Below are 22,853 nucleotides of genomic sequence, written 5' to 3'. Positions count from 1 at the left end.
CACCTCACATACGAGGTGCGCCGCCTCCTGCGTGTGTCGTCCAGCCGAAGACCGCCGCGTACGCCATCGACCATGCGTGCGCCCGTTCTGGCCGAAAGCGTCCCCAACCACGTCTTCCTGAGGGCGATATGGGCAGGACATAGCGGAATGCCTCATGCCGTGCTCACATCAGCCACCGGGTGGGGATACTCACAGCATGTCTGCCGAGTACGCGACCTTCGGTCTGGCACCGGCCATGCGCGCCGGTGGAGTCCTCGCCAACGGTGACTTCCAAGTCCACCGCGATTTCGTCGACTTCATCGTGAACGGGCGCCCGCTGCTGTTCCAGCTCTCCGACCTCGACGCCGTCTCCCCGCTCGCCTCCGACGTACCACCCGCGATCTTCACCCACCATGTACGCGGACTCCTCCTGGAGACCCGGGCACCCCTGCTCGACGACCGGCACGTCATCTACGGCTGCCCCGAGTGCGAGGGCCTGGACTGCGGCGCGGTCACCGCGGTCATCGAGCGGGCACCGGACGGCACCGACACCTACGTATGGCGGGACTTCGCCTGGCAGACGGCCGATCGGGCCGACCTGGAGCTCAACGGCTACCACGGCATAGGGCCCTTCCGCTTCCAGGGCGCCCAATACCGCGAAGCGCTGCGGCAGTTGCTGGCCGAGGAGGAGCCGACGCCGCGCCGCAGGGTGCTCCTGATCGGCGCCCGCGTCGCCGTCCTCGCCAAACTCGCCGCGGCGCTGCGCACGATCGGCGTCGGCGCCGAGATCGCGGCGGACGCGACGGGCGTGCCGCCGGACGAGCTGCGGACCTACGGGGCGGTGGCCTTCGGCCGCTCCGTCCCGGCGGCGACACGCGACGCGGTGCGTGCGGCCTTCGACGGAGCGGGACTCCGGGTCGCGTACGTCGACGGGCTCGCCCCGATCATCCCGCTCCTGGTCGCGCAGATAGAACACGCCCTGGACCGCAGCCCGCTGGAACTGCGTCGTCTGACGCGGCTCGCGGCGGCCGACGGCTCGGCCGACGTGGAGATCACCTCGACGTGCCGGGTGCAGCTCGTCGCGTACCGCGTGGACCGGCTCTCGCGCACCCAGGTCCATGAGGTCTTCGACGGCGTCCTGGAGCCGGGCGAGCACCGCGTCCAGCTCGACGCCAAGGCGACGAAGGGGGAGTCCTTCGTGGTGGCGCGGACGACGGACAGTGTTCTGACGGCCCCGATAGTGCGGTAGCGGCCGGGCCAGGGTGCCGGGCCGCCGGGCGGGAGCACGGCCCCGACCAGGCGGATACTGCCGCGCGAGCCGCCCCGTCCCTCGCCTAAACTCGACCCCCTGATGACCGCAACCCTCGTCGCCAAGAATCTCGCCGCAGGCCACGGCGACCGCTCCCTCTTCTCCGCCCTTGAGCTGGTCGTCGCGCCCGGCGACGTCATCGGCCTGGTCGGCGCCAACGGCGCCGGCAAGTCGACCCTCCTGCGCCTCCTCGCCGGTCTGGACACTCCGGAGACCGGCGAACTGCGCCTCGCTCCGGCCAGCGCGGCCGTGGGCCACCTGCCGCAGGAGCCCGACCGCCGCCCCGGTGAGACCATCCGCGCCTTCCTCGCCCGCCGTACCGGCGTCGACGAGGCCCAGCGGACCATGGACGAGGCCACCCAGGGCCTGGTCGACGGGACCCCGGGCGCCGACGACGCGTACGCGTCCAGCCTGGAGCGCTGGCTGGCGCTCGGCGGCGCCGACCTGGACGAGCGGGCGGAGGAGGTCGCCGCCTCCCTCGGCCTCGACATCAGCCTCGACACGGCCATGACCTCGCTCTCCGGCGGCCAGGCCGCTCGCGCGGGCCTCGCCTCGCTGCTCCTGTCCCGCTACGACGTGTTCCTCCTGGACGAGCCGACCAACGACCTCGACCTCGCGGGCCTCGAACGCCTGGAGAGCTTCGTCCGCGGACTGCGCGCCGGCACGGTCGTGGTCAGCCACGACCGCGAGTTCCTCACCCGCACCGTCACCAAGGTCCTCGAACTCGACCTCGCCCAGCAGCAGGTCAACCTCTACGGCGGCGGCTACGAGGCGTATCTGGAGGAGCGTGACGTCGCGCGACGCCACGCCCGCGACGAGTTCGAGGAGTACGCCGACAAGAAGTCCGCCCTTGAGGGCCGCGCCCAGATGCAGCGCTCCTGGATGGACAAGGGCGTCAAGAACGCCCGCCGCAAGGCGGGCGACAACGACAAGATCGGCAAGAACTTCCGCAGCGACTCCAGCGAGAAGCAGGCGGCGAAGGCACGCCAGACCCAGCGCATGATCGAACGGCTCGACGTCGTCGAGGAGCCCCGCAAGGAGTGGGAGCTGCAGATGGAGATCGCGTCGGCGCCGCGCTCCGGCAGCGTCGTCGCCACCCTTCGCGACGCGGAGGTGCACCGCGGTCACTTCACGCTCGGCCCCGTGACGCTGCAGATCGACTGGGCGGACCGGGTGGCGATCACCGGCGCGAACGGCTCGGGCAAGTCGACCCTGCTCGGCACCCTGCTGACCCGCATCCCCACGGACGCGGGCCACGCGGCCCTCGGCTCCGGGGTGCTCGTCGGCGAGGTGGACCAGGCGCGCGCGCTGTTCCACGGCCCGGAGACGCTCCTGGACGCGTTCTGCGCGGCCGTGCCCGACACCGAACCGGCCGACGTGCGCACGCTGCTCGCCAAGTTCGGCCTGAAGGCCGCACACGTCCTGCGCCCCGCGGCCACCCTGTCCCCGGGCGAACGCACCCGGGCGGGCCTCGCGCTGCTGCAAGGCCGGGGCGTCAACCTCCTGGTCCTCGACGAGCCGACGAACCACCTCGACCTGCCGGCCATCGAGCAACTGGAGTCCGCCCTCGACGCGTACGAGGGCACGCTGCTCCTGGTGACCCACGACCGCAGGATGCTGGACGCCGTCCGGGTCACGCGCCGTCTGGAGGTGGCGGAGGGCAAGGTGACCGAGCTGTCACCCTGACCTCCGCCGACTCCCCTCGGATCAGCGCTTCTTGGGGTCCAGGAGACCGGCCCGGCGCAGTGCGTCCGCCATCGCGTCATTGGCCGGCGGCGGACCCTGCCGCTCCTTGCGCTGGCCGCCGCCGCCCTGGCGCTGGGGGCGCCGGCCGCCCTGCTGGCGCTGCTGCGGCGGGCGCCCGCCGCGCTTGGGGCGCTCACCGGTGGCGTCGGCCGCGGCTTCGTCGTCCAGGCGCAGCGTCAGCGAGATCCGCTTGCGCGGGATGTCGACGTCCATCACCTTCACCTTGACGATGTCACCCGGCTTCACCACGTCCCGCGGGTCCTTGACGAACGTCCTGGACATCGCCGAGACATGGACGAGCCCGTCCTGGTGGACGCCGATGTCCACGAAGGCACCGAACGCCGCCACGTTCGTGACGACGCCCTCCAGGACCATCCCGGAGGCGAGGTCGGAGATCTTCTCGACGCCGTCCTTGAACGTCGCCGTCTTGAAGGCGGGGCGCGGGTCGCGGCCCGGCTTCTCCAGCTCCTTCAGGATGTCGCTGACGGTGGGCAGACCGAAGGACTCGTCCACGAACTCTTCCGCCCGGAGCGAGCGCAGCGTCGCCGTGTCGCCGATGAGCGAGGCGACCTCGCCGCCCGTCTTCTTCGCCATCCTGCGCACCACCGGATAGGCCTCGGGGTGCACGCTGGACGCGTCGAGCGGGTCGTCGCCGCCCCGGATGCGCAGGAAGCCCGCGCACTGCTCGTACGCCTTGGGGCCGAGCCGTGCCACGTCCTTGAGGCCCTTGCGGGAGGAGAAGGGGCCGTTCGTGTCGCGGTGCGCCACGATGTTCTCGGCGAGGCCCGCGCCGATGCCGGAGACCCGGGCGAGCAGCGGGGCGGAGGCGGTGTTCACGTCCACCCCGACGCCGTTCACACAGTCCTCGACGACCGCGTCGAGGGAGCGGGACAGCTTCACCTCGGAGAGGTCGTGCTGGTACTGACCGACGCCGATGGACTTCGGGTCGATCTTCACCAGCTCGGCGAGCGGGTCCTGAAGGCGCCGGGCGATGGACACGGCGCCGCGCAGCGACACGTCCATGTCGGGCAGCTCCTGCGAGGCGAAGGCCGACGCGGAGTACACCGAGGCGCCCGCCTCGGAGACCATCACCTTCGTGAGGTTCAACTCCGGGTGCTTCGTGATGAGTTCACCGGCGAGCTTGTCCGTCTCGCGGGACGCCGTGCCGTTCCCGATCGCGATCAGGTCGACCGAGTGCTCCTTGGCGAGCTTCGCGAGCGTGGCCAGGGACTGGTCCCACTTGTTCGCCGGGACGTGCGGGTTGATGACGTCCGTCGCGACGACCTTGCCGGTCGCGTCGACCACGGCGACCTTCACGCCCGTACGGAAACCGGGGTCGAGCCCGAGTGTCGCGCGCGTGCCCGCGGGTGCGGCGAGCAGCAGATCGCGCAGGTTCGACGCGAAGACCCGGACGGCCTCGTCCTCGGCGGCCGTGCGCAGGCGCAGGCGCAGGTCGATCCCCAGGTGCACCAGGATGCGGGTCCGCCAGGACCAGCGCACCGTCTCCTGCAGCCACTTGTCGGCCGGGCGGCCGCGGTCCACGACGCCGAAGCGGTGCGCGACCATCCCCTCGTACGAGGACGGGCCCTCCGTGGGCTCCTCCGGTTCGAGGACGAGGTCGAGCACGTCCTCCTTCTCGCCGCGCAGCATCGCGAGGACGCGGTGCGAGGGGAGCTCCTTGAAGGGCTCGGCGAAGTCGAAGTAGTCGGCGAACTTGGCGCCCGCCTCCTCCTTGCCCGCACGGACCTTCGCGACGAGGCGGCCGCGCACCCACATGCGCTCACGCAGCTCGCCGATCAGGTCGGCGTCCTCGGAGAACCGCTCGGCGAGAATCGCGCGGGCGCCGTCCAGGGCGGCCTGCGGCTCCGCGACGCCCTTGTCGGCGTCCACGAAGGCCGCGGCCGCGGCGAGCGGGTCCACCGACGGGTCGCCGAGCAGGCCGTCCGCGAGCGGCTCGAGGCCTGCCTCGCGGGCGATCTGCGCCTTCGTGCGGCGCTTCGGCTTGAACGGCAGGTAGATGTCCTCGAGACGCGCCTTGGTGTCCGCCGCGCGGATCTGCCCCTCGAGATCGTCCGTGAGCTTGCCCTGCTCGCGGACCGATTCGAGGATCGCGGCGCGCCGCTCCTCGAGCTCCCGCAGATAACGCAGCCGCTCCTCGAGCGTGCGCAGCTGCGCGTCGTCGAGCATCTCGGTCGCTTCCTTGCGGTAGCGAGCGATGAAGGGCACCGTCGAGCCGCCGTCGAGCAGGTCGACGGCGGCCTTCACCTGCCGCTCCCGTACGCCGAGTTCTTCGGCGATCCTGCCTTCGATCGATGCTGGAGTGGACGTCTGCAGAGGTGCCACGTTTCCCGCCTTCTCACTGGGGTTGCGGGGCAATTGTGGCAGGTGGCACCGACAGCGGGGGGATCAGACCCGGCTCGCCCGCCCCGGGCGGCGTCCGGACCGGCGCCCCGTTCGCCGCGTGGAGCCGGAGGCGCCGCTGAACAGCCGGGCCACGGCGCGGAACGGCAGTGTCACCACGGTGGCGAGTGCCGCGCCGATCTGACGAAGGACATCTGCGATCGCTCGGAACACGGGATTTCCCCTTTCGTCGCCCGGTCCGGCGCCAGGCGCGCCGGAGCGGAGACGAACGAGTACCTCACACGGCGCCGCCCATGCCTGGGGCTACTCCTTGCCGAGCAGATCCGCGGGGAACGCGCCCGCCTGGAGGGCCGCGCCCGCGAACACGGTCCCCAGCTCCGTCAGACGCTCGACGCCGGCCGCGCCCAGGTGCTCGTACGGAGCCCGGTCGAGGCGGTCCGTGGCCTCCTCGACGTCCTTGCGCAGCGCGACGCCCGCCTCGGTCAACTCGGCCACCCCGTCGTGCAGTCCGCGGGCGCGCAGCCGCTCCACGGCCGCGTCCCAGTCCTCCTGGGTCCAGCCGCGCGTGTTGAAGTTCCACTTCGGGCGCATGCCCTTGCCGGTCGCGGTGTGGCTCACCAGGGCCTCGATGCCGTCGAGTTCGGCGTACTGGAGGGCGGTGAGGTGCCCGTCCCCCCGGTGCTCGCGCAGCAACGTCGCGGCGTGCCAGAGCGCGAGATGCGGCTGCTCGGGAACGGGCAGGTCGGCGTGGGCGGCGTAGAGCGGCCGTGCCGAGCGGGAGCAGGCCTCGGTGGCGCGCAGCGCGAGCTCGGCGGCCTCCGCCATCTCCGGCGACGCGATGGCGTCCTCGCCGAGGAGGCGGCGCAGGGTCGAGTCGACGGCACGCGCGCGTGCCGCGAGGACGTCTTCGGGGGAGGCGGTCCGCCAGATGCCGGGCACGTGCCGGGCCACGGTCTCGTGCTTGTAGTTGTAGAACGCCGCCGTGACCACTCCGGCGCCGACCGGGCCCATCGCCGCCGTCCGCACGGCGAAATTGACGGCCTTGGGGTGGGCGATCCCGACCTTGGCGACCTCGCGCCCCGTGTCGGGCGAGAAGTAGTGCGTCGAGTGCAGCGAATTGAGCACGTTGTGACACCGACGTCCCGCGCGCGGGTGCAGGGCCGCGGCCGGGGAGGGGGGCTTGAGAGAAGTCATGACCGCACGCTACCGACTGGTTGGTATGACGTGAAGCCCGGGGAGCCCGGCAGGCCCGGCCGCCCCCGCGTCGCCGCCGTCGGTGGCAGGAAAAGAGGGCCATTCGTCATTGCGGACATTCCGCGCGAGGCCAAGAATCAGGGCATGGAGCAGCGAACTGTCCTGGTCGTCCTCTACGACGGTGTCCAGAGTCTCGACGTCACGGGACCGGTGGAGGTCTTCGCGGGCGCCGCCGCCTGCCACGGCGGTGACCGGCCCGCGTACCGCGTCCACACCGCTTCCCTGGACGGCGGCCCCGTCCGCACGTCCAGCGGCCTGACGCTCGTGCCGGACTCCTCCCTCGCCGACGCCCCCGCGCCGCACACGCTCCTGGCCCCCGGCGGCATCGGCACCCGCGAGGCCGACCCCCGTCTGATCGACTGGCTCCGGACGAACGCCCCCCGTGCGCGGCGCCTGGTCTCGGTCTGCACCGGCGCCATCCTCCTCGCCGAGGCCGGGCTCCTGGACGGCCGCCGGGCGACGACCCACTGGGCGTTCTGCGACAAGCTCGCCCGCGATCACCCCGCCATCGAGGTCGACCCGGACCCGATCTTCGTCCGCGACGGTCACGTCGCGACCTCCGCGGGCGTGACCGCGGGCATCGACCTGGCCCTGGCCCTGGTGGAGGAGGACCTGAGCCGCGACGAGGCGCTGATGGTCGCGCGCTATCTCGTGGTCTTCCTGCGGCGGCCGGGCAACCAGGCGCAGTTCAGCGCCCAGCTCGCCGCGCAGACGGCCCTGCGCGAGCCGCTGCGCGAGGTCCAGCAGTGGATCACCGAGCACCCGGACGAGAACCTCTGCGTCGAGTCGCTCGCCGCCCGCGCCCGGCTCTCGCCGCGGCACTTCGCCCGCGCGTTCCAAACGGAGACGGGGATGACGCCGGGCAAGTACGTCGAGCGGGTGCGCGTCGAGCACGCGCGCCGCCTCCTGGAGGACACCTCGCACGGCATCGGGGAGGTCTCGCGCGCCTGCGGCTACGGCACTCCGGAGGCGATGCGCCGCGCCTTCGTCAAGATCCTCGGCGCGGCGCCCGCCGAGTACCGGCGGCGCTTCCACGCCCCTCTCGCCTCACTCGCCCCCCAGCCGGCACCCGCCCTCGACGGATAGGCACCCCATGCAGATCGCCATCGCCCTCTTCGACCGCTTCACCGCCCTGGACGCGGTCGGTCCGTACGAGACGCTCAGCCGCATGCCCGGCGCCGAGACCCTCTTCGTGGCCGAGAGCCCCGGCCCCGTGCGCAACGACAGCGGCTCCCTCGCCCTCGTCGCCGACCGCTCCTTCGCCGACGTACCCGAGCCCGACGTCCTGGTCGTCCCCGGCGGTCCGGGCCAGAGCGACCACATGGCGGACGAGGAGCTCCTGGGCTGGCTGCGGTCCGCGGACGCCACCAGCACCTGGACGACGTCCGTGTGCACCGGCTCCCTCCTGCTCGCGGCGGCGGGGCTCCTCAAGGGGCGCCGCGCCACCTCGCACTGGCTCGCCCTGGCGGAGCTGGCGAGGTTCGGCGTGGAGCCGACGGAGGAGCGGGTGGTGTTCGACGGCAAGTACGTCACGGCGGCCGGGGTCTCCTCCGGTATCGACATGGGACTCGCCCTGATCGGCCGTATCGCGGGCGAGGAGCGGGCGCAGACCGTGCAGCTCCTCACGGAGTACGACCCCCAGCCGCCGTACGACGCAGGCTCCCCGCACAAGGCGCCCGCGCACCTCGTCGAGAAGTTCCGCGCGGGCAGCCGCTTCAGCCAGTAGCGCTCTCGCCCGGAGCGGCGCCGCCGGGAGTCCACGTGAAGCGCGGCTCGCGGCGCTCCAGGAAGGCGGCGACCCCCTCCGCGGTGTCGCCGCCCGCACGCGCCTGCTCACTCCAGTGGGCGTCGCGGTCCAGGCGCCCGGCCGCGAACTCCTTGGCCGCGGCCTGCGTCAGCTGCGAACGGGCGGCGAGGACGGCGGTGAACTCCGCGACCCGCTTGTCCAGTTCGCCCGCGGGCAGCACCTCGTCGACAAGACCCGTGCGCAGCGCCCGCCCGGCATCGATCAACTCACCCGAGAACAGCAGGTACTTGGCGGCGGAGGGCCCCACGAGCGACACCAGGCGCCGCGTCGACGACGACGGATAGACGATCCCCAGCTTCGCGGGAGTGATCCCGAACAGGGCGCCCTCGTCCGCGAACCGCAGATCGCAGGCCGCCGCGAGCTGGCTCCCGCCGCCCACGCAGTAGCCGCGCACCGCGGCCAGCGTCGGCTTGGGGAAGACCGCGAGGGCTTCCTCGGCCCGTACCGCCAGATCCTGTGCCTCGCCCGGTGACTCCCGGAGCGAGGAGATGTCGGCACCCGCGCAGAAGGTCCCGCCCTCGCCGGTCAGCACGAGCGCACGTACGGCCGGATCAGCGGCGAGCCCGGCGAGCAGGGGCGGCACCTGGCGCCACATGTCCGCCGTCATGGCGTTGCGCTTCGCCGGATGGTCGATGACGACGGTGGCGACGCCGTGGGTGACGGCCTGCCTCAGCTGCGGCTCCATGCGCAGGATGCTATCCGCACCCGTCGAACGTACGATCAAGAAGGGGCGGCCCTGAGAACTCTGTGCAGCGGGGGAAGCAGGACGGAGACGCTGATGGCCCGATCCAAGCGCGCCGAGGCCGCCGCACCGCAGGCCCAGGGCGCCAAGCAGCTCAACCGCAGTCTCGGCTGGCTGGCCCTCCTCGGCGCGATCCTGGCGGTCGCCGGGCTCGTGGGCCTGGTCTACACGGGCGTCGCCACCCTGACCTCCATGCTCCTCTTCGGCTGGCTGCTCCTGATCGGCGGCTGTGTCGGTCTGCTGCACGCCGTGCAGTCACGTGGCACGAACTTCTTCTGGCTCGGCGTGGTCGTGGCCGCCCTGAACCTCGCCGCCGGAGTCGTGATCATCCGCAGGCCGGATGTGGCGGCGGAGGCGCTGACGATGTTCGCCGCGCTGCTCTTCCTGACCGGTGGTGTCTTCCGGCTCGTCGGCAGCCTGGTGGTGCGCGGCCCGCAGTTCGGCTGGACGCTCGTGCAGGGTGCCTTCGGTCTCCTGCTCGGCATCCTGGTGCTCGCCAACTGGCCCAGCAGCAGCCAGTACGTGATCGGCTGCTTCTTCTCGCTCGCGCTGCTCTTCGACGGCCTCGGTCTGCTCGCCACGGGCCTGGGCGGGCGCCGGATCGTGAGCATGGTCAGCGAGGGCTCGGAAACGGGACAACGCGAACAACCCGTACAAGCGGAAGAAAGCTTCAAAGCGAAGCCGGAGGGACAGAAGTAGTCACTCGTCCGACGCGCTCGGGCGTCAGTGATCAAATGCCGTCGATAGTCGCTGACTTCTGTTCAGTCGCACGGTCCGGACCAACGCATTCCCAACACTCGACACGTGGTGACAATCGAGCGCAAGGGCGGCGACCGGACGATGGACGACGACGGGAGGGGGCCCGGCCCACTCCCTCGGGAGCCCGCGAAAGTGCCGTACGAGGGCGTGTGGCGGTTCACCGCCGCCGCCGTGGACGCCTCGGTGCCCCAGGCACGGCACGCGGTGCGCGACCTGCTCGCGCGGCAGGGCGTGCCCGTGTCGGACGACCTCGTGCAGGGCCTGCTCCTGATCGTCTCCGAACTGGTCACCAACGCCGTACGGCACGCGGCCCTGCTCTCACCGATGCTGGCGGTGGAGGTGGCGGTCGGCGCCGAGTGGGTGCGGGTCTCCGTGGAGGACGACCATCCCTACCGCCCGACCGCCCTGGTGGCCGACCACGGCCAGACCGGCGGCCGCGGACTTCTCCTCGTGCGCGAGATCACCCGGGAGGCGGGCGGCGCCTGCGACGTCGAGCACACCGCGAGCGGGGGCAAGGTCATCTGGGCCGCCCTGCCCCTGAAGCCCAACGGCTCCGCCCCGCAGGTGAGTTGACTCACCAGCCGGCGGAAGGCCCCGTCAGCTCGCGGACGGCGGGGCGCGCCGCGTCGAGGACGGTCATGAACCAGGCCGAGAACGGCCCCTTCGCGTGCCGCTCCGCAAGCTCGGCGGCCGTCACGAACGCGGTCTCGCCGACCTCGGACGGGTCCGGCCGCAGCGGCGCCTGGACCATGCCGACGAAGAGGTGGTTGAACTCCTGCTCCACCAGACCCGAGTCGGGGTCCGGGTGGTTGTAGCGCACCGTGCCCGCCTCCGCGAGCAGCGAGGGCGAGACGCCCAGCTCCTCGTACGTCCGGCGGGCGGCGGCAGCGAACGGCGCCTCGCCGGGGTACGGGTGGCCGCAGCAGGTGTTCGACCAGACGCCGGGGGAGTGGTACTTGCCCAGGGCGCGCTGCTGGAGCAACAGCCGCCCCTGCTCGTCGAAGAGGAAGACGGAGAACGCCCGGTGCAGCTGCCCGGGCGCCTGATGCGCGGAGAGTTTCTCCGCTGTGCCGATCGTCCTGCCGTCCTCGTCGACGAGTTCCAGCAAGATCGCTTCTCCGGTGCCGTTCGACGAGTTGTTCGTCGCGGTGGCAGGTGTGATCGGCATACCCATCCTTCGCTTCGGTCGAGCCTCAAGTCTGCCGCACGCGACGGGCCCCGTCGGCAAGGAACCACCGGAAGCCACCCTCACCAGTGCCCCCAGACCGATCAGTGGCAGAGCTTCGCCTCGTGCTCCGCGTGGCCGACCGGCTCCAGCTGGAAGGTGCAGTGCTCGACGTCGAAGTGGTCGCCCAGGCAGCCCTGCAGCTCGTGCAGCATCTTCTCGTGGCCGATCGCGTTCAGCGTCTCCGTGCTGACGACCACGTGCGCGGAGAGGACCGGCATCCCCGAGGTGATGGTCCAGGCGTGCAGGTCGTGGACGTCCTCGACGCCCGGCAGATCCAGTATGTGCGAGCGGACCTCGGCCATGTCGACGCCCTTCGGCGCGGACTCCAGGAGCACGTTCAGGGTCTCCCGGAGCAGCTTCACCGTACGCGGGACGATCATGAGGCCGATGACGAGCGAGGCGATCGGGTCCGCCGCCTGCCAGCCGGTCGTCAGGATGAGCACGGCCGCGACGATCACGGCCAGGGAGCCCAGCGCGTCGGCCAAGACCTCCAGGAAGGCGCCGCGCACGTTCAGGCTGTCCTTCTGGCCGCGCATCAGGAGCGAGAGGGAGATCATGTTCGCCACCAGGCCGATGACGCCGAAGACGATGGTCAGTCCGCCCTCGGTGTCGGCGGGCGTGATGAACCGCTGGATCGCCTCGAACAGGACGTAGCCGCCGACGCCGAGCAGCAGCAGGCAGTTGGCGAGCGCGGCGAGGATCTCGGCGCGGGCGTAGCCGAAGGTGCGGTTCTGAGTGGCCGGGCGATTGGCGAACTGGATCGCGAGCAGCGCCATGCCCAGGCCGAGGGCGTCCGTCGCCATGTGCGTCGCGTCCGCGATGAGCGCGAGCGAATCCGCCATGATGCCGCCGACGATCTCGACCACCATGACGGTGAGCGTGATCGAGAGCGCGATGCGCAGCCGCCCTCTGTACGCCGCTGTCGCCGTCCCCCCGTGCGAGTGTCCGTGATCGTGCCCAGCCCCCATGGAAGCCGCCTCCGTGTGCTCGGTATCGGTCTTCTGTTCCCTGGTCGCGCGTCTGTCGCGATCACAGTGAACTACTGGTGGGGGGTATCCGGCAACACGGCACTGAACACCGTTGTCATATGCCCTGACCTGCGGAAATGACCGCAGGTCAGAGCGCTGACGTGATCAGGGGCGGCGTGCCTCGGGGTGGTGGAGGCACCAGCCCGCCCACGCGGATTCGACCATCTCGCGCACCGTGCGCCGCGCCTTCCAGCCCAGCTTCTCGGCGGCCAGGCTCGAGTCCGCCACGGCGCGCGGCGCGTCGCCCTCGCGGCGCGGCTCGACGAGCGCGGGGCGGGCGTCGCCGGAGATCTCACCGATGAGCGTGACGAGTTCGCGAACGGAAACACCTTCGCCGCGGCCGATGTTCACCGTCAGATCGCCCTCGGGGTGCGCCTCCACGCGGCGGGCCGCCGCGAGGTGGGCGTCGGCGAGATCGGCGACGTGGATGTAGTCACGCACGCAGGTGCCGTCCGGCGTCGGGTGGTCGGCGCCGAAGATCCGCGGCGCCTCGTCGCGCGTGAGCCGGTCGAAGACCATCGGGACCACGTTGTAGACCCCGGTGTCCGCGAGCTCGGGGGTCGCGGCGCCCGCCACGTTGAAGTAGCGCAAGCACACGGTCGCGATGCCGTGCGCCCGCCCGGCGGCCCGCACCAGCCACTCCCCGGCGAGCTTCGTCTCGCCGTAGGGGTTGATCGGCACGCAGGGGGTGGCCTCCGTCACCAGGTCCACGTCCGGCGGGTTGCCGTACACCGCGGCCGACGAGGAGAAGACGAAGCGCTTGATGCCGGCCTCGGCCACCGCGTCGAGCAGTGTCACCAGGCCGCCGAGGTTCTCCCGGTAGTAGCGCAACGGCTGCTCCACGGACTCGCCGACCTGCTTGCGCGCCGCGAGATGCACCACACCCGTCACCTCGTGCTCGGCGAAGACCCGCCGCAGCAGCTCGCCGTCGAGCGATGAGCCCCTAATGAGAGGGATGTCCGCGGGGAGCCGCTCGGGCACCCCGGCCGAGACGTCGTCCAGGACGACGACCCGCTCCCCGGCGCCGGCCATGGCCCGCACCACATGTGCCCCGATATATCCCGCTCCACCTGTGATCATCCATGTCATGGGCGTCGACTTTATGTCGTTTGTGCCGCTCACATGAAGCGCGGTTTGTGGGGGCCGCCCCCGATCGACCATGATGATCGAGTCGGCGGAGACCGCTGCAGGTCATGCTTATGGGGCCGTAAACGGGCGGTGAACGCCCGCTTCCCATCATCCGATAGCCTCTGCCGACGTGCCGCCCGGCCGCTGCCGGCCAGGGGCGCCCCTCATCACGCACGTGCCCGGCGCGAGCCGCGCCGGCAATCAAGGAGTGAGTTCGTCTGTCGACCGCCATCCTGACCGGTCAGCCGGTCCCCGGGTCGCCGCTCGAAGGCGATCTGCGGTCCCTGGGGTTTGACGTCCGGGTCGCCTCCGACGCGGCGGACACCGAGACGCTGCTCGCCGCCGTCCCCGCCGGGCAGCGGGTCGCGATCGTCGACGCGCGCTTCGTGGGCCACGTCCACGCGCTGCGCCTGGGCCTGACGGACCCGCGTTTCGCGGCCTCCGCCGTCCCCGGCGCCGTCACCGCGCAGCCGGAGGCCCGCGCCGACCTGGCGCGCGCGCTGCGCACCGCCACCACCGGCTCCGGCAACGGCGGCGGCCCGGCCGTGACCGTCGAGGCGCTCGCGGACCACGTGGCCGAGGCGATCGAAACCGAGGGCCGCACGCTCCACCGCCCCGACCTCGGCACCCTCGTCGCCACCGTGCCCAGCGATCCGCAGACGCGGAACGAGGCACGCCAGGCCGTCGCCGCCGTGGACGACGAAGCCGTACGCCTGCGGACGGCCGTCAAGTCGCGGGACGGCTTCTTCACGACGTACTGCATCTCCCCTTACTCGCGTTACATCGCCCGCTGGTGCGCACGCCGCGGCCTCACCCCGAACCAGGTCACCACCGCCTCGCTGCTGGTCGCCCTGATCGCGGCGGGCTGCGCGGCCACCGGCACCCGCGGCGGCTTCGTCGCGGCCGGCCTCCTTCTGCTCTTCTCCTTCGTCCTCGACTGCACGGACGGACAGCTCGCCCGCTACTCCCTGCAGTACTCGACGCTGGGCGCCTGGCTGGACGCGACCTTCGACCGCGCCAAGGAGTACGCCTACTACGCGGGCCTCGCGCTCGGCGCGGCCAACGCCGACGGCGACGACGTCTGGGCGCTCGCGCTCGGCGCGATGGTCCTGCAGACCTGCCGGCACGTCGTGGACTTCTCCTTCAACGAGGCGAACCACGACGCCACCGCCAACACCAGCCCCACAGCGGCCCTTTCGGACAAGCTCGACAGCGTCGGCTGGACGGTCTGGCTGCGCCGGATGATCGTGCTGCCGATCGGCGAGCGCTGGGCGCTGATCGCCGTGCTCACCGCGGTGACCACCCCGCGCATCACCCTGGTCGTGCTGCTCATCGGCTGTGGCCTCGCCGCCTGCTACACCACGGCCGGCCGTGTCCTGCGCTCGCTCACCCGCAAGGCCACCCGCACCGACCGCGCCGCACAGGCACTGGCGGACCTCGCCGACACCGGGCCGCTCGCGTCGTCCTTCGCGGCACTCAGGCTCCGCGGCCTCGCGCTGCCCGCGCCGGTCCTGGCCTTCGTCGGCGGCGCCGTGCTGGTCTGCGTGGCGGGACTCACGTCGTACGGCAGCCCGTGGGTGATCGTCGCCGCGGTCGCCTACGTCATCACTTCGGGACTCGCCGTCGCCCGGCCCCTCAAGGGCGCCCTCGACTGGCTCGTCCCGCCGTTCTTCCGCGCGGCCGAGTACGGGACGATCCTGCTGCTCGCCGCCAACGCGGACGTGAACGGTGCCTTGCCCGCGGCTTTCGGACTGGTGTCCGCCGTCGCCTACCATCACTACGACACGGTGTACCGCATCCGCGGCGACGCAGGCGCGCCGCCGCACTGGCTGGTGCGGGCGATCGGCGGGCATGAGGGCAGGACGCTGGCGGTCGCTCTCGCCGCCTTCCTGCTCACCGACACAGATTTCACCGTCGCGCTCACGGCACTCGCCGTGGTCGTGGCACTCGTGGTGCTCGTCGAGAGCATCCGCTTCTGGGTGACCGCTCACAAGCGCGGAGCACCCGCCGTACACGATGAAGGAGAACCCGCATGATCGGCCTTGTGCTGGCGGCCGGCGCCGGACGGCGTCTTCGCCCCTACACCGACACGCTTCCCAAGGCCCTGGTGCCGGTCGACGGTGACACCACCATCCTCGACCTGACCCTCGGCAACTTCGCGGAGATCGGTCTGACCGAGGTCGCGATCATCGTCGGCTACAAGAAGGAAGCGGTCTACGACCGCAAGGCGGCCCTCGAGGAGAAGTACGGACTCAAGCTCACGCTGATCGACAACGACAAGGCCGAGGAGTGGAACAACGCCTACTCCCTCTGGTGCGGTCGTGACGCGATCAAGCACACGGTGATCCTCGCCAACGGCGACACCGTGCACCCGGTCTCCGTCGAGAAGACGCTGCTCGCCGCCCGCGGCGACGGCAAGAAGATCATCCTCGCCCTCGACACGGTGAAGAACCTCGCCGACGAGGAGATGAAGGTCATCGTGGACCCCGAGAAGGGCGTCCAGAAGATCACCAAGCTGATGGACCCGGCGACCGCCACCGGTGAGTACATCGGTGTCACGCTCATCGAGGGCGACGCCGCCGACCAGCTGGCCGACGCCCTGAAGACGACCTTCGAGCGCGACCCCGACCTCTACTACGAGGACGGCTACCAGGAGCTCGTCAACCGCGGCTTCAAGGTCGACGTGGCGCCGATCGGCGACATCAAGTGGGTCGAGATCGACAACCACGACGACCTCGCCAAGGGCCGGGAGATCGCGTGCCAGTACTGACGAGGCTCATCCCCTCGCCGGTCGTCGTGGACATCCGGCCGGGGGCGCTCAACGACCTGGCCGGTGTCCTCGCGGACCAGCGGATCTGCTCGTCAACCGGCAAGCTCGCCATCGCCATCAGCGGCGGCTCCGGCGCGGTCCTGCGCCAGCGGCTCGAACCGTCGCTGCCCACCGCCGAGTGGTTCGAGGTCGGCGGCGGCACGCTCGACGACGCCATCAAGCTCGCCGACGCCATCAAGAAGGGCCGCTACGACGCGGTCGTCGGCCTCGGCGGCGGCAAGATCATCGACTGTGCCAAGTTCGCCGCCGCTCGCGTCGGCGCGCCGCTGGTCGCCGTCGCGACGAACCTGTCGCACGACGGTCTGTGCTCGCCGGTCGCCACGCTCGACAACGACGCGGGCCGCGGCTCGTACGGAGTCCCAAACCCCATCGCGGTCGTCATCGACCTCGACGTGATCCGTGAGGCCCCCGTCCGGTTCGTGCGCTCCGGCATCGGCGACGCCCTGTCCAACATCTCCGCGATCGCGGACTGGGAGCTCGCGGCGCGTGAGCGCGGCGAGGACATCGACGGCCTCGCGGCCGCGATGGCGCGCCAGGCCGGCGAAGCGGTCCTGCGCCACCCCGGTGGCGTCGGCGACGACGCCTTCCTCCAGGTCCTCGCCGAGGGCCTGGTCCTCACCGGCATCGCGATGTCCGTGTCGGGCGACTCCCGCCCGGCGTCCGGCGCCTGCCACGAGATCAACCACGCCTTCGACCTCCTCTTCCCCAAGCGCGCGGCCAGCCACGGCGAGCAGTGCGGCCTGGGCGCGGCCTTCGCGATGTTCCTGCGCGGAGCACGCGAGGAGTCCGCGTACATGGTGGAGGTGCTGCGCAGGCACGGCCTCCCCGTCACGCCGGAGGAGATCGGCTTCACCGTGGACGAGTTCGTCCAGGTCGTGGAGTACGCCCCGCAGACGCGCCCCGGGCGCTACACGATCCTCGAGCACCTCAATCTGAATTCCGACCAGATCAAGGACGCATACGCCGACTATGCCAAGGCCATCGGTAGCTGAACTCCGCCCCGTCGTTCACCCCGCAGGGGTGAAGGACCGGCGCAGCGGTGAGCACTGGGCGGGACGCCTGTACATGCGAGAGATCTCGCTGCGCTGCGACCGCTACCTGGTGAACACCAGGATCACGCCCAACCAGCTCACGTATCTGATGACCGTGGCCGGCGCCCTCGCCGCCCCGGCGCTTCTGGTGCCGGGGATCACGGGCGCCGTGCTCGGCGTGATCATGGTCCAGCTGTATCTCCTGCTCGACTGCGTCGACGGCGAGATCGCCCGCTGGCGCAAGCAGTACTCCATGGCCGGGGTCTACCTGGACCGGGTCGCCGCCTACCTGTGCGACGCCGCGGTCCTGGTCGGCTTCGGTCTGCGCGCCGCCGACCTGTGGGGCTCGGGCCGCATCGACTGGCTGTGGGCCTTCCTCGGCACGCTCGCCGCGCTCGGCGCCATCCTGATCAAGGCGGAGACCGACCTCGTCGGCGTCGCCCGTCACCAGCAGGGCCTGGCCCCGGTCAAGGAGTCGGCCTCCGAGCCGCGCTCCTCCGGCATGGCCCTGGCGCGCAGGGCCGCGGGCGCCCTGAAGTTCCACCGGCTCGTGCTCGGCATCGAGGCGTCCCTGCTGATCCTGGTCCTCGCGATCGTGGACTCGGTCCGCGGCGACCTGCTCTTCTCGCGCATCGGTGTCGCCGTCCTGGCCGGCATCGCGATGCTGCAGACCCTGCTGCACCTCGTGTCCATCCTCGCCTCCAGCAGGCTCAAGTGAGTGCGGCGGGGAGCCGGCCCCTGAAGGTCGGCGCGGTCATCATCACCATGGGCAACCGGCCGCAGGAGCTGCGCGCCCTGCTCGACTCGGTCGCCAAGCAGGACGGCGACCCGGTCGAGGTGGTGGTCGTCGGCAACGGCGCTCCCGTGCCCGAGGTCCCCGAGGGCGTACGCACCGTCGAGCTGCCCGAGAACCTGGGCATCCCCGGCGGGCGCAACGTCGGCATCGAGGCCTTCGGCCCCGGCGGCACCGACGTCGACATCCTTCTCTTCCTCGACGACGACGGCCTTCTGGCCAACACGGACACGGCCCAGCTGTGCCGCGAGGCCTTCGCCGCCGACCCGAAGCTCGGCATCATCAGCTTCCGCATCGCCGACCCCGACACGGGTGAGACCCAGCGCCGGCACGTCCCGCGCCTGCGCGCGGCCGACCCGATGCGCTCCTCGCGGGTGACGACCTTCCTCGGCGGCGCCAACGCCGTCCGTACGCAGGTCATGGCCGAGGTCGGCGGGCTGCCGGACGAGTTCTTCTACGCCCACGAGGAGACCGACCTCGCCTGGCGTGCCCTGAACGCGGGCTGGATGATCGACTACCGCGCCGACATGGTGCTCTTCCACCCGACGACCGCCCCCTCGCGGCACGCGGTCTACCACCGGATGGTCGCGCGCAACCGCGTCTGGCTCGCCCGTCGCAATCTGCCCGCGCTCCTGGTCCCGGTCTACCTCGGCGTGTGGATGCTCCTGACCCTGGCCAGGAAGCCCTCGGGCCCCGCGCTCAAGGCCTGGTTCGGCGGCTTCAAGGAGGGCTGGACGACGCCCTGCGGACCTCGCAAACCGATGAAGTGGCGTACGGTGTGGCGGCTGACCCGACTGGGCCGACCTCCTGTCATCTGAGAAGCTCGGGTCTGAGAACATCTGGGCCATACCCCGGTCCCTGGCCCACGCCTACGCCCGACCGGCTGCGCATCTGAAGACGAAAGTTTCCACTCGTGAGTGAGACAACGCATGACGGCGGAGTCGCGGTGACCTCGCCTCCGTCGCCCGATGACGGGCTCTCCCGAGCCGATCTCGCCGCCAAATACGGTCTGACCGTCAGCGGCGCACGGCCCGGACTTTTCGAGTACGTCAACCAGCTCTGGGGACGACGCCACTTCATCCTCGCCTTCTCGCAGGCGAAGCTGACCGCCCAGTACAGCCAGGCCAAGCTCGGCCAGCTGTGGCAGGTGGCGACGCCGCTCTTGAACGCGCTCGTCTACTTCTTGATCTTCGGTCTGATCCTGGAAGCGGACCGGGGCTTCGAGCGCGAGGTCTATATCCCGTTCCTGGTCACTGGTGTCTTCGTCTTCACCTTCACGCAGTCCTCGGTGATGGCGGGTGTCCGGGCGATCGCGGGAAACCTCGGCCTGGTGCGCGCACTGCACTTCCCGCGCGCGTCGCTGCCGGTCTCGTTCTCCCTGCAGCAGCTCCAGCAGCTGCTGTTCTCGATGATCGTGCTGTTCGTCATCACGATCGGCTTCGGCAGCTATCCCAAGCTGTCGTGGCTGCTGATCGTTCCGGCTCTTGCCCTGCAGTTCCTGTTCAACACCGGCCTGGCGATGATCATGGCCAGGCTGGGCAGCAAGACCCCGGACCTCGCCCAGCTGATGCCGTTCGTGATGCGTACGTGGATGTACGCGTCCGGCGTGATGTTCTCCATCCCGGTCATGCTTGAGGGCAAGCCGGAGTGGATCGCCGACATCCTGCAGTGGAACCCGGCGGCCATCTACATGGACCTGATGCGCTTCGCGCTGATCGACGGGTACGGCCTCGAGTACCTCCCGCTGGGTTACTGGACCTGGGCGATCGCCGCGGGCTGGGCCGTACTGATCGCCGTCGGCGGCTTCGTGTACTTCTGGAAGGCTGAGGAGCGTTACGGCCGTGGCTGACGAGCACACCGTCGACAAGATCGACAGGACGCACATCCCCACCGTCATCGCCGACGAGCTGCACATCGTCTACCGCGTGAACGGCGCCAAGACGGGCAAGGGCAGCGCCACCTCCGCCCTGAGCCGCATCCTCAGGCGCGGCGAGGAGCGTGGCGTACGCAAGGTGCACGCCGTGCGCGGCGTCAGCTTCACGTCCTACCGCGGCGAGGCCATCGGCCTGATCGGCTCGAACGGCTCCGGCAAGTCGACCCTGCTCCGTGCCATCGCGGGCCTGCTGCCCGCCGAGAAGGGCAAGGTCTACACCGACGGCCAGCCCTCGCTGCTCGGCGTGAACGCGGCCCTGATGAACGACCTCACGGGCGAGCGCAACGTCATACTCGGCGGCCTCGCGATGGGCATGACGCGCGAGCAGATCAAGGAGCGCTACCAGGAGATCGTCGACTTCTCGGGCATCAACGAGAAGGGCGACTTCATCACCCTGCCGATGCGCACGTACTCGTCGGGCATGGCGGCCCGCCTGCGCTTTTCCATCGCGGCCGCCAAGGACCACGACGTACTGATGATCGACGAGGCGCTCGCCACGGGCGACCGCAAGTTCCAAAAGCGCTCCGAGGCCCGCATCCGCGAGCTCCGCAAGGAGGCGGGCACGGTCTTCCTCGTCAGCCACAACAACAAGTCCATTCGCGACACCTGCGACCGCGTGCTGTGGCTGGAGCGCGGTGAGCTGCGCATGGACGGGCCGACCGACGAGGTCATAAAGGAGTACGAGAAGTTCACGGGCAAATAGCCCCTGCCGTACCCCCGAATGCACCAGGGCCCCGCCGGAGTCAACCCGGTGGGGCCCTGTCGCGTCCTGAGTCCCGACAGCCCCGCTGGTTGCCTCAAGTCCCTTGCGCCCAGGGAAGATTGACGCCAATCGGTGTGTTGTTGTGATGCGCGGAACACCCCGACGATGCAGGCTGCGTTGTACAACGTAAGCTGTACCGGTGCTGATTCGCGGCAAGTGGGGCGATATCGCGCGGCGCCCCCGGCTCATGGCACGGTCCGCCTGACGGAGGGCCGGGCGGCGTGTCCGAAATAGGATGTATTGGGTCGGCAGTGTAGAACGGGAGATGTGACGGCAATGGCTACGGATGATCTCCATCTGCGCGACGCATCCGCCGTCCTCGCGAAGGCCGCGGACGAGAACTTCCCCGTGGCGCCCTTCTTCCTGCCCCGCGCCTGGCGCGACGACCTCATGGCCGTGTACGGCTACGCCCGCCTGGTCGACGACATCGGCGACGGCGACCTGGCCCCCGGCGGCGCCGACGCCCTCCACCTCGGCGTGGATCCCGAGGCCGCCGACGACCGGCTCGCCCTCCTGGACGCCTTCGAGGCCGACCTGCACCGGGTCTTCGACTCCACACCGCGGCACCCGCTGATGCGCGCACTCCAGCCCACCGTGCGGCGCTGCGGTCTCACCCCCGAACCCTTCCTCGGCCTGATCGCGGCCAACCGCCAGGACCAGCTCGTCGCGCGCTACGAGACGTACGACGACCTCCTGGCCTACTGCGAGCTGTCCGCGAATCCCGTGGGCCGCCTCGTGCTCGGCATCACGGGCACCGCGACGCCGGAGCGGATCCGCCGCTCCGACGCGGTGTGCACCGGGCTCCAGATCGTCGAGCACCTGCAGGATGTGGCGGAGGACCTGGGGCAAGGACGCGTTTACCTGCCCGCCGAGGACATGAAGCGATTCCATGTCCAGGAGCGGGATCTCGCCGCCCCCACAGCAGGCGCATCGGTGCGCGCACTGGTTGCATATGAAGCAGAACGCGCCCGCTGCCTCCTGAATGAAGGCACCCCCCTGGTGGGTAGCGTCCACGGCAGGCTGAAGGTGCTGCTTGCGGGTTTCGTGGCTGGGGGGAGGGCGGCGGTCTCCGCGATCGCCGCCGCCGGATACGACGTACTTCCTGGACCGCCCAAGCCCACCAAACCGCGTTTGCTGCGCGAGGTGGGTGCGGTTCTGCGAGGAGAGGGGTGAGCCGGACCGTGGAGTCAGGCCCGAACGTGTCCGCGCCGGTACTCGCCGCATACAGCTACTGCGAGGCCGTCACCGGACAGCAGGCACGCAATTTCGCGTACGGCATCAGGCTGCTGCCGATGCCCAAGCGCCGCGCCATGTCGGCGCTCTACGCCCTCTCGCGGCGCGTGGACGACATCGGCGACGGCGCGCTCGCCCCGGACGTCAAGGCCGAGCGTCTCGACGAGACCCGCGCACTGCTCGCCCGGATCCGCGCGGGGAACGTGGACGAGGACGACACCGACCCCGTGGCGGTGGCGCTCGCGCACGCCGCGAACCACTTCCCCATCCCGCTCGGCGGACTCGACGAACTGATCGACGGGGTCCTGATGGACGTCCGCGGTGAGACGTACGAGACGTGGGAGGACCTCAAGGTCTACTGCCGGTGCGTGGCGGGAGCCATCGGGCGGCTCTCCCTGGGCGTGTTCGGCACCGAGCGGGGGGCGCTCCATGCCGAGCGCGCGCCGGAGTATGCCGACACGCTCGGCCTCGCGCTCCAATTGACCAACATCCTGCGTGACGTACGCGAGGACGCGGAGGGCGGGCGTACGTATCTGCCCGCCGACGACCTCGCCAAGTTCGGCTGCTCCGCCGGGTTCTCGGGCTCCGAGCCGCCCGCCGGTTCCGACTTCGCCGGGCTCGTGCACTTCGAGGTGCGCAGGGCACGGGCGCTGTTCGCCGAGGGGTACCGGCTCCTTCCCATGCTCGACCGGCGCAGCGGGGCCTGCGTCGCCGCCATGGCGGGCATCTACCGGCGCCTCCTCGACCGCATCGAGCGGGAGCCCGAGGCGGTGCTGCGCGGCCGTGTCTCGCTGCCCGGCCGCGAAAAGGCGTATGTCGCCGTGCGCGGTCTCTCCGGTCTCGATGCGCGCACCATCTCCCGACAGACTGTCAGGAGGCGTACTTGATGGGCATCCGCGGCGAATGCGGTGAACGTAGGGCATCCCCCT

General features: G+C 70.8%; 22 protein-coding genes. 15 read left to right on the top strand and 7 right to left on the bottom strand.

From position 1 onward, the window contains the following. The first annotated feature begins 196 nt into the window (after nucleotides 1-196). Both ACWFRU_RS19695 and ACWFRU_RS19690 read left to right on the top strand, forming a co-directional pair. Nucleotides 197-1,228, top strand: coding sequence for an oxidoreductase (locus ACWFRU_RS19695; protein WP_453688596.1), 1,032 nt, complete (start codon nucleotides 197-199; stop codon nucleotides 1,226-1,228). 102 nt (nucleotides 1,229-1,330) lie between these two features. Further along, nucleotides 1,331-2,974: an ABC-F family ATP-binding cassette domain-containing protein gene (locus ACWFRU_RS19690; protein WP_453688594.1), complete on the top strand. Its 1,644-nt coding sequence runs from the start codon at nucleotides 1,331-1,333 to the stop codon at nucleotides 2,972-2,974. A gap of 21 nt (nucleotides 2,975-2,995) precedes the next feature. Here ACWFRU_RS19690 and ACWFRU_RS19685 read toward each other — a convergent pair whose 3' ends face one another. The 3 genes from ACWFRU_RS19685 to ACWFRU_RS19675 all read right to left on the bottom strand — a co-directional run bounded on the left by ACWFRU_RS19685 (nucleotide 2,996) and on the right by ACWFRU_RS19675 (nucleotide 6,589). Beyond that, entirely contained in the window at nucleotides 2,996-5,377 is a 2,382-nt protein-coding gene (locus ACWFRU_RS19685) for a Tex family protein (protein ID WP_453688593.1), read from the bottom strand. Between the two features lie 63 nt (nucleotides 5,378-5,440). Next, nucleotides 5,441-5,608 carry an LPFR motif small protein gene (locus tag ACWFRU_RS19680; protein ID WP_453688591.1) on the bottom strand — a complete coding sequence of 56 codons (168 nt, stop codon included), beginning with the start codon at nucleotides 5,606-5,608 and terminating at the stop codon, nucleotides 5,441-5,443. Nucleotides 5,609-5,698: 90 nt separating this feature from the next. Further along, on the bottom strand, nucleotides 5,699-6,589 hold the full coding sequence (locus ACWFRU_RS19675; protein WP_453688590.1) for an SCO6745 family protein: 891 nt from the start codon (nucleotides 6,587-6,589) through the stop codon (nucleotides 5,699-5,701). A gap of 144 nt (nucleotides 6,590-6,733) precedes the next feature. Here ACWFRU_RS19675 and ACWFRU_RS19670 point away from each other — a divergent pair, with 144 nt between their 5' ends. Both ACWFRU_RS19670 and ACWFRU_RS19665 read left to right on the top strand, forming a co-directional pair. Then, nucleotides 6,734-7,735: a GlxA family transcriptional regulator gene (locus ACWFRU_RS19670; RefSeq protein ID WP_453688588.1), complete on the top strand. Its 1,002-nt coding sequence runs from the start codon at nucleotides 6,734-6,736 to the stop codon at nucleotides 7,733-7,735. A gap of 7 nt (nucleotides 7,736-7,742) precedes the next feature. After that, nucleotides 7,743-8,375, top strand: a complete 633-nt coding sequence (locus ACWFRU_RS19665) for a DJ-1/PfpI family protein (protein WP_453688586.1) — start codon at nucleotides 7,743-7,745, stop codon at nucleotides 8,373-8,375. Here ACWFRU_RS19665 and ACWFRU_RS19660 read toward each other — a convergent pair. Next, on the bottom strand, nucleotides 8,365-9,141 hold the full coding sequence (locus tag ACWFRU_RS19660) for an enoyl-CoA hydratase/isomerase family protein (protein ID WP_453688584.1): 777 nt from the start codon (nucleotides 9,139-9,141) through the stop codon (nucleotides 8,365-8,367). The two genes, ACWFRU_RS19665 and ACWFRU_RS19660, sit on opposite strands and share 11 nt — an antisense overlap. A 93-nt stretch (nucleotides 9,142-9,234) precedes the next feature. Here ACWFRU_RS19660 and ACWFRU_RS19655 point away from each other — a divergent pair, with 93 nt between their 5' ends. Beyond that, entirely contained in the window at nucleotides 9,235-9,897 is a 663-nt protein-coding gene (locus ACWFRU_RS19655; RefSeq protein ID WP_453688582.1) for an HdeD family acid-resistance protein, read from the top strand. A gap of 141 nt (nucleotides 9,898-10,038) precedes the next feature. Then, nucleotides 10,039-10,530, top strand: a complete 492-nt coding sequence (locus ACWFRU_RS19650; RefSeq protein WP_453688894.1) for an ATP-binding protein — start codon at nucleotides 10,039-10,041, stop codon at nucleotides 10,528-10,530. Between the two features lies 1 nt (nucleotide 10,531). On the opposite strand, the gene idi is transcribed toward ACWFRU_RS19650, so the two are convergent. From idi to galE, 3 genes are all read right to left on the bottom strand, one after another. Beyond that, entirely contained in the window at nucleotides 10,532-11,125 is a 594-nt protein-coding gene (gene idi, locus ACWFRU_RS19645; RefSeq protein WP_453688580.1) for an isopentenyl-diphosphate Delta-isomerase, read from the bottom strand. A gap of 101 nt (nucleotides 11,126-11,226) precedes the next feature. Then, nucleotides 11,227-12,153 (bottom strand): cation diffusion facilitator family transporter, encoded by a 927-nt coding sequence (locus ACWFRU_RS19640; RefSeq protein WP_453688578.1) that lies wholly within the window; start codon nucleotides 12,151-12,153, stop codon nucleotides 11,227-11,229. 165 nt (nucleotides 12,154-12,318) lie between these two features. Next, on the bottom strand, nucleotides 12,319-13,302 hold the full coding sequence (gene galE, locus ACWFRU_RS19635; RefSeq protein ID WP_453688577.1) for a UDP-glucose 4-epimerase GalE: 984 nt from the start codon (nucleotides 13,300-13,302) through the stop codon (nucleotides 12,319-12,321). A gap of 257 nt (nucleotides 13,303-13,559) precedes the next feature. On the opposite strand from galE, the gene ACWFRU_RS19630 reads away from it, so the two are divergent. The 9 genes from ACWFRU_RS19630 (at nucleotide 13,560) to hpnD (ending at nucleotide 22,811) form a co-directional block, all read left to right on the top strand. Then, nucleotides 13,560-15,377, top strand: a complete 1,818-nt coding sequence (locus ACWFRU_RS19630; RefSeq protein ID WP_453688892.1) for a DUF5941 domain-containing protein — start codon at nucleotides 13,560-13,562, stop codon at nucleotides 15,375-15,377. After that, nucleotides 15,374-16,111 (top strand): phosphocholine cytidylyltransferase family protein, encoded by a 738-nt coding sequence (locus ACWFRU_RS19625; protein ID WP_453688575.1) that lies wholly within the window; start codon nucleotides 15,374-15,376, stop codon nucleotides 16,109-16,111. Before ACWFRU_RS19630 ends, ACWFRU_RS19625 begins: the two co-directional genes overlap by 4 nt. Next, nucleotides 16,099-17,163 carry an iron-containing alcohol dehydrogenase family protein gene (locus ACWFRU_RS19620; protein WP_409060843.1) on the top strand — a complete coding sequence of 355 codons (1,065 nt, stop codon included), beginning with the start codon at nucleotides 16,099-16,101 and terminating at the stop codon, nucleotides 17,161-17,163. Before ACWFRU_RS19625 ends, ACWFRU_RS19620 begins: the two co-directional genes overlap by 13 nt. Continuing rightward, nucleotides 17,141-17,920 (top strand): CDP-alcohol phosphatidyltransferase family protein, encoded by a 780-nt coding sequence (locus ACWFRU_RS19615; RefSeq protein WP_249586469.1) that lies wholly within the window; start codon nucleotides 17,141-17,143, stop codon nucleotides 17,918-17,920. Before ACWFRU_RS19620 ends, ACWFRU_RS19615 begins: the two co-directional genes overlap by 23 nt. Before the next feature lie 20 nt (nucleotides 17,921-17,940). Then, entirely contained in the window at nucleotides 17,941-18,813 is an 873-nt protein-coding gene (locus tag ACWFRU_RS19610) for a glycosyltransferase family 2 protein (RefSeq protein ID WP_453688890.1), read from the top strand. A gap of 95 nt (nucleotides 18,814-18,908) precedes the next feature. After that, nucleotides 18,909-19,844 carry an ABC transporter permease gene (locus tag ACWFRU_RS19605; RefSeq protein WP_453688572.1) on the top strand — a complete coding sequence of 312 codons (936 nt, stop codon included), beginning with the start codon at nucleotides 18,909-18,911 and terminating at the stop codon, nucleotides 19,842-19,844. Next, complete coding sequence (locus ACWFRU_RS19600; protein WP_453688570.1) at nucleotides 19,837-20,631, top strand: ABC transporter ATP-binding protein; 795 nt, start codon at nucleotides 19,837-19,839, stop codon at nucleotides 20,629-20,631. The genes ACWFRU_RS19605 and ACWFRU_RS19600 overlap by 8 nt, the downstream gene beginning before the upstream one ends. Nucleotides 20,632-20,967: 336 nt before the next feature. Next, a complete protein-coding gene (hpnC, locus tag ACWFRU_RS19595) occupies nucleotides 20,968-21,864 on the top strand; it encodes a squalene synthase HpnC (protein WP_453688568.1) in 897 nt (298 codons plus the stop codon). Further along, nucleotides 21,861-22,811, top strand: a complete 951-nt coding sequence (gene hpnD, locus ACWFRU_RS19590) for a presqualene diphosphate synthase HpnD (RefSeq protein ID WP_453688566.1) — start codon at nucleotides 21,861-21,863, stop codon at nucleotides 22,809-22,811. Before hpnC ends, hpnD begins: the two co-directional genes overlap by 4 nt. Nucleotides 22,812-22,853 lie beyond the last annotated feature (42 nt).

The organism is Streptomyces sp. NPDC055099, assembly GCF_053607685.1.
The sequence above is the reverse complement of the archived record's forward strand: the minus strand, read 5'-3'. Positions and strand labels throughout refer to the sequence as shown.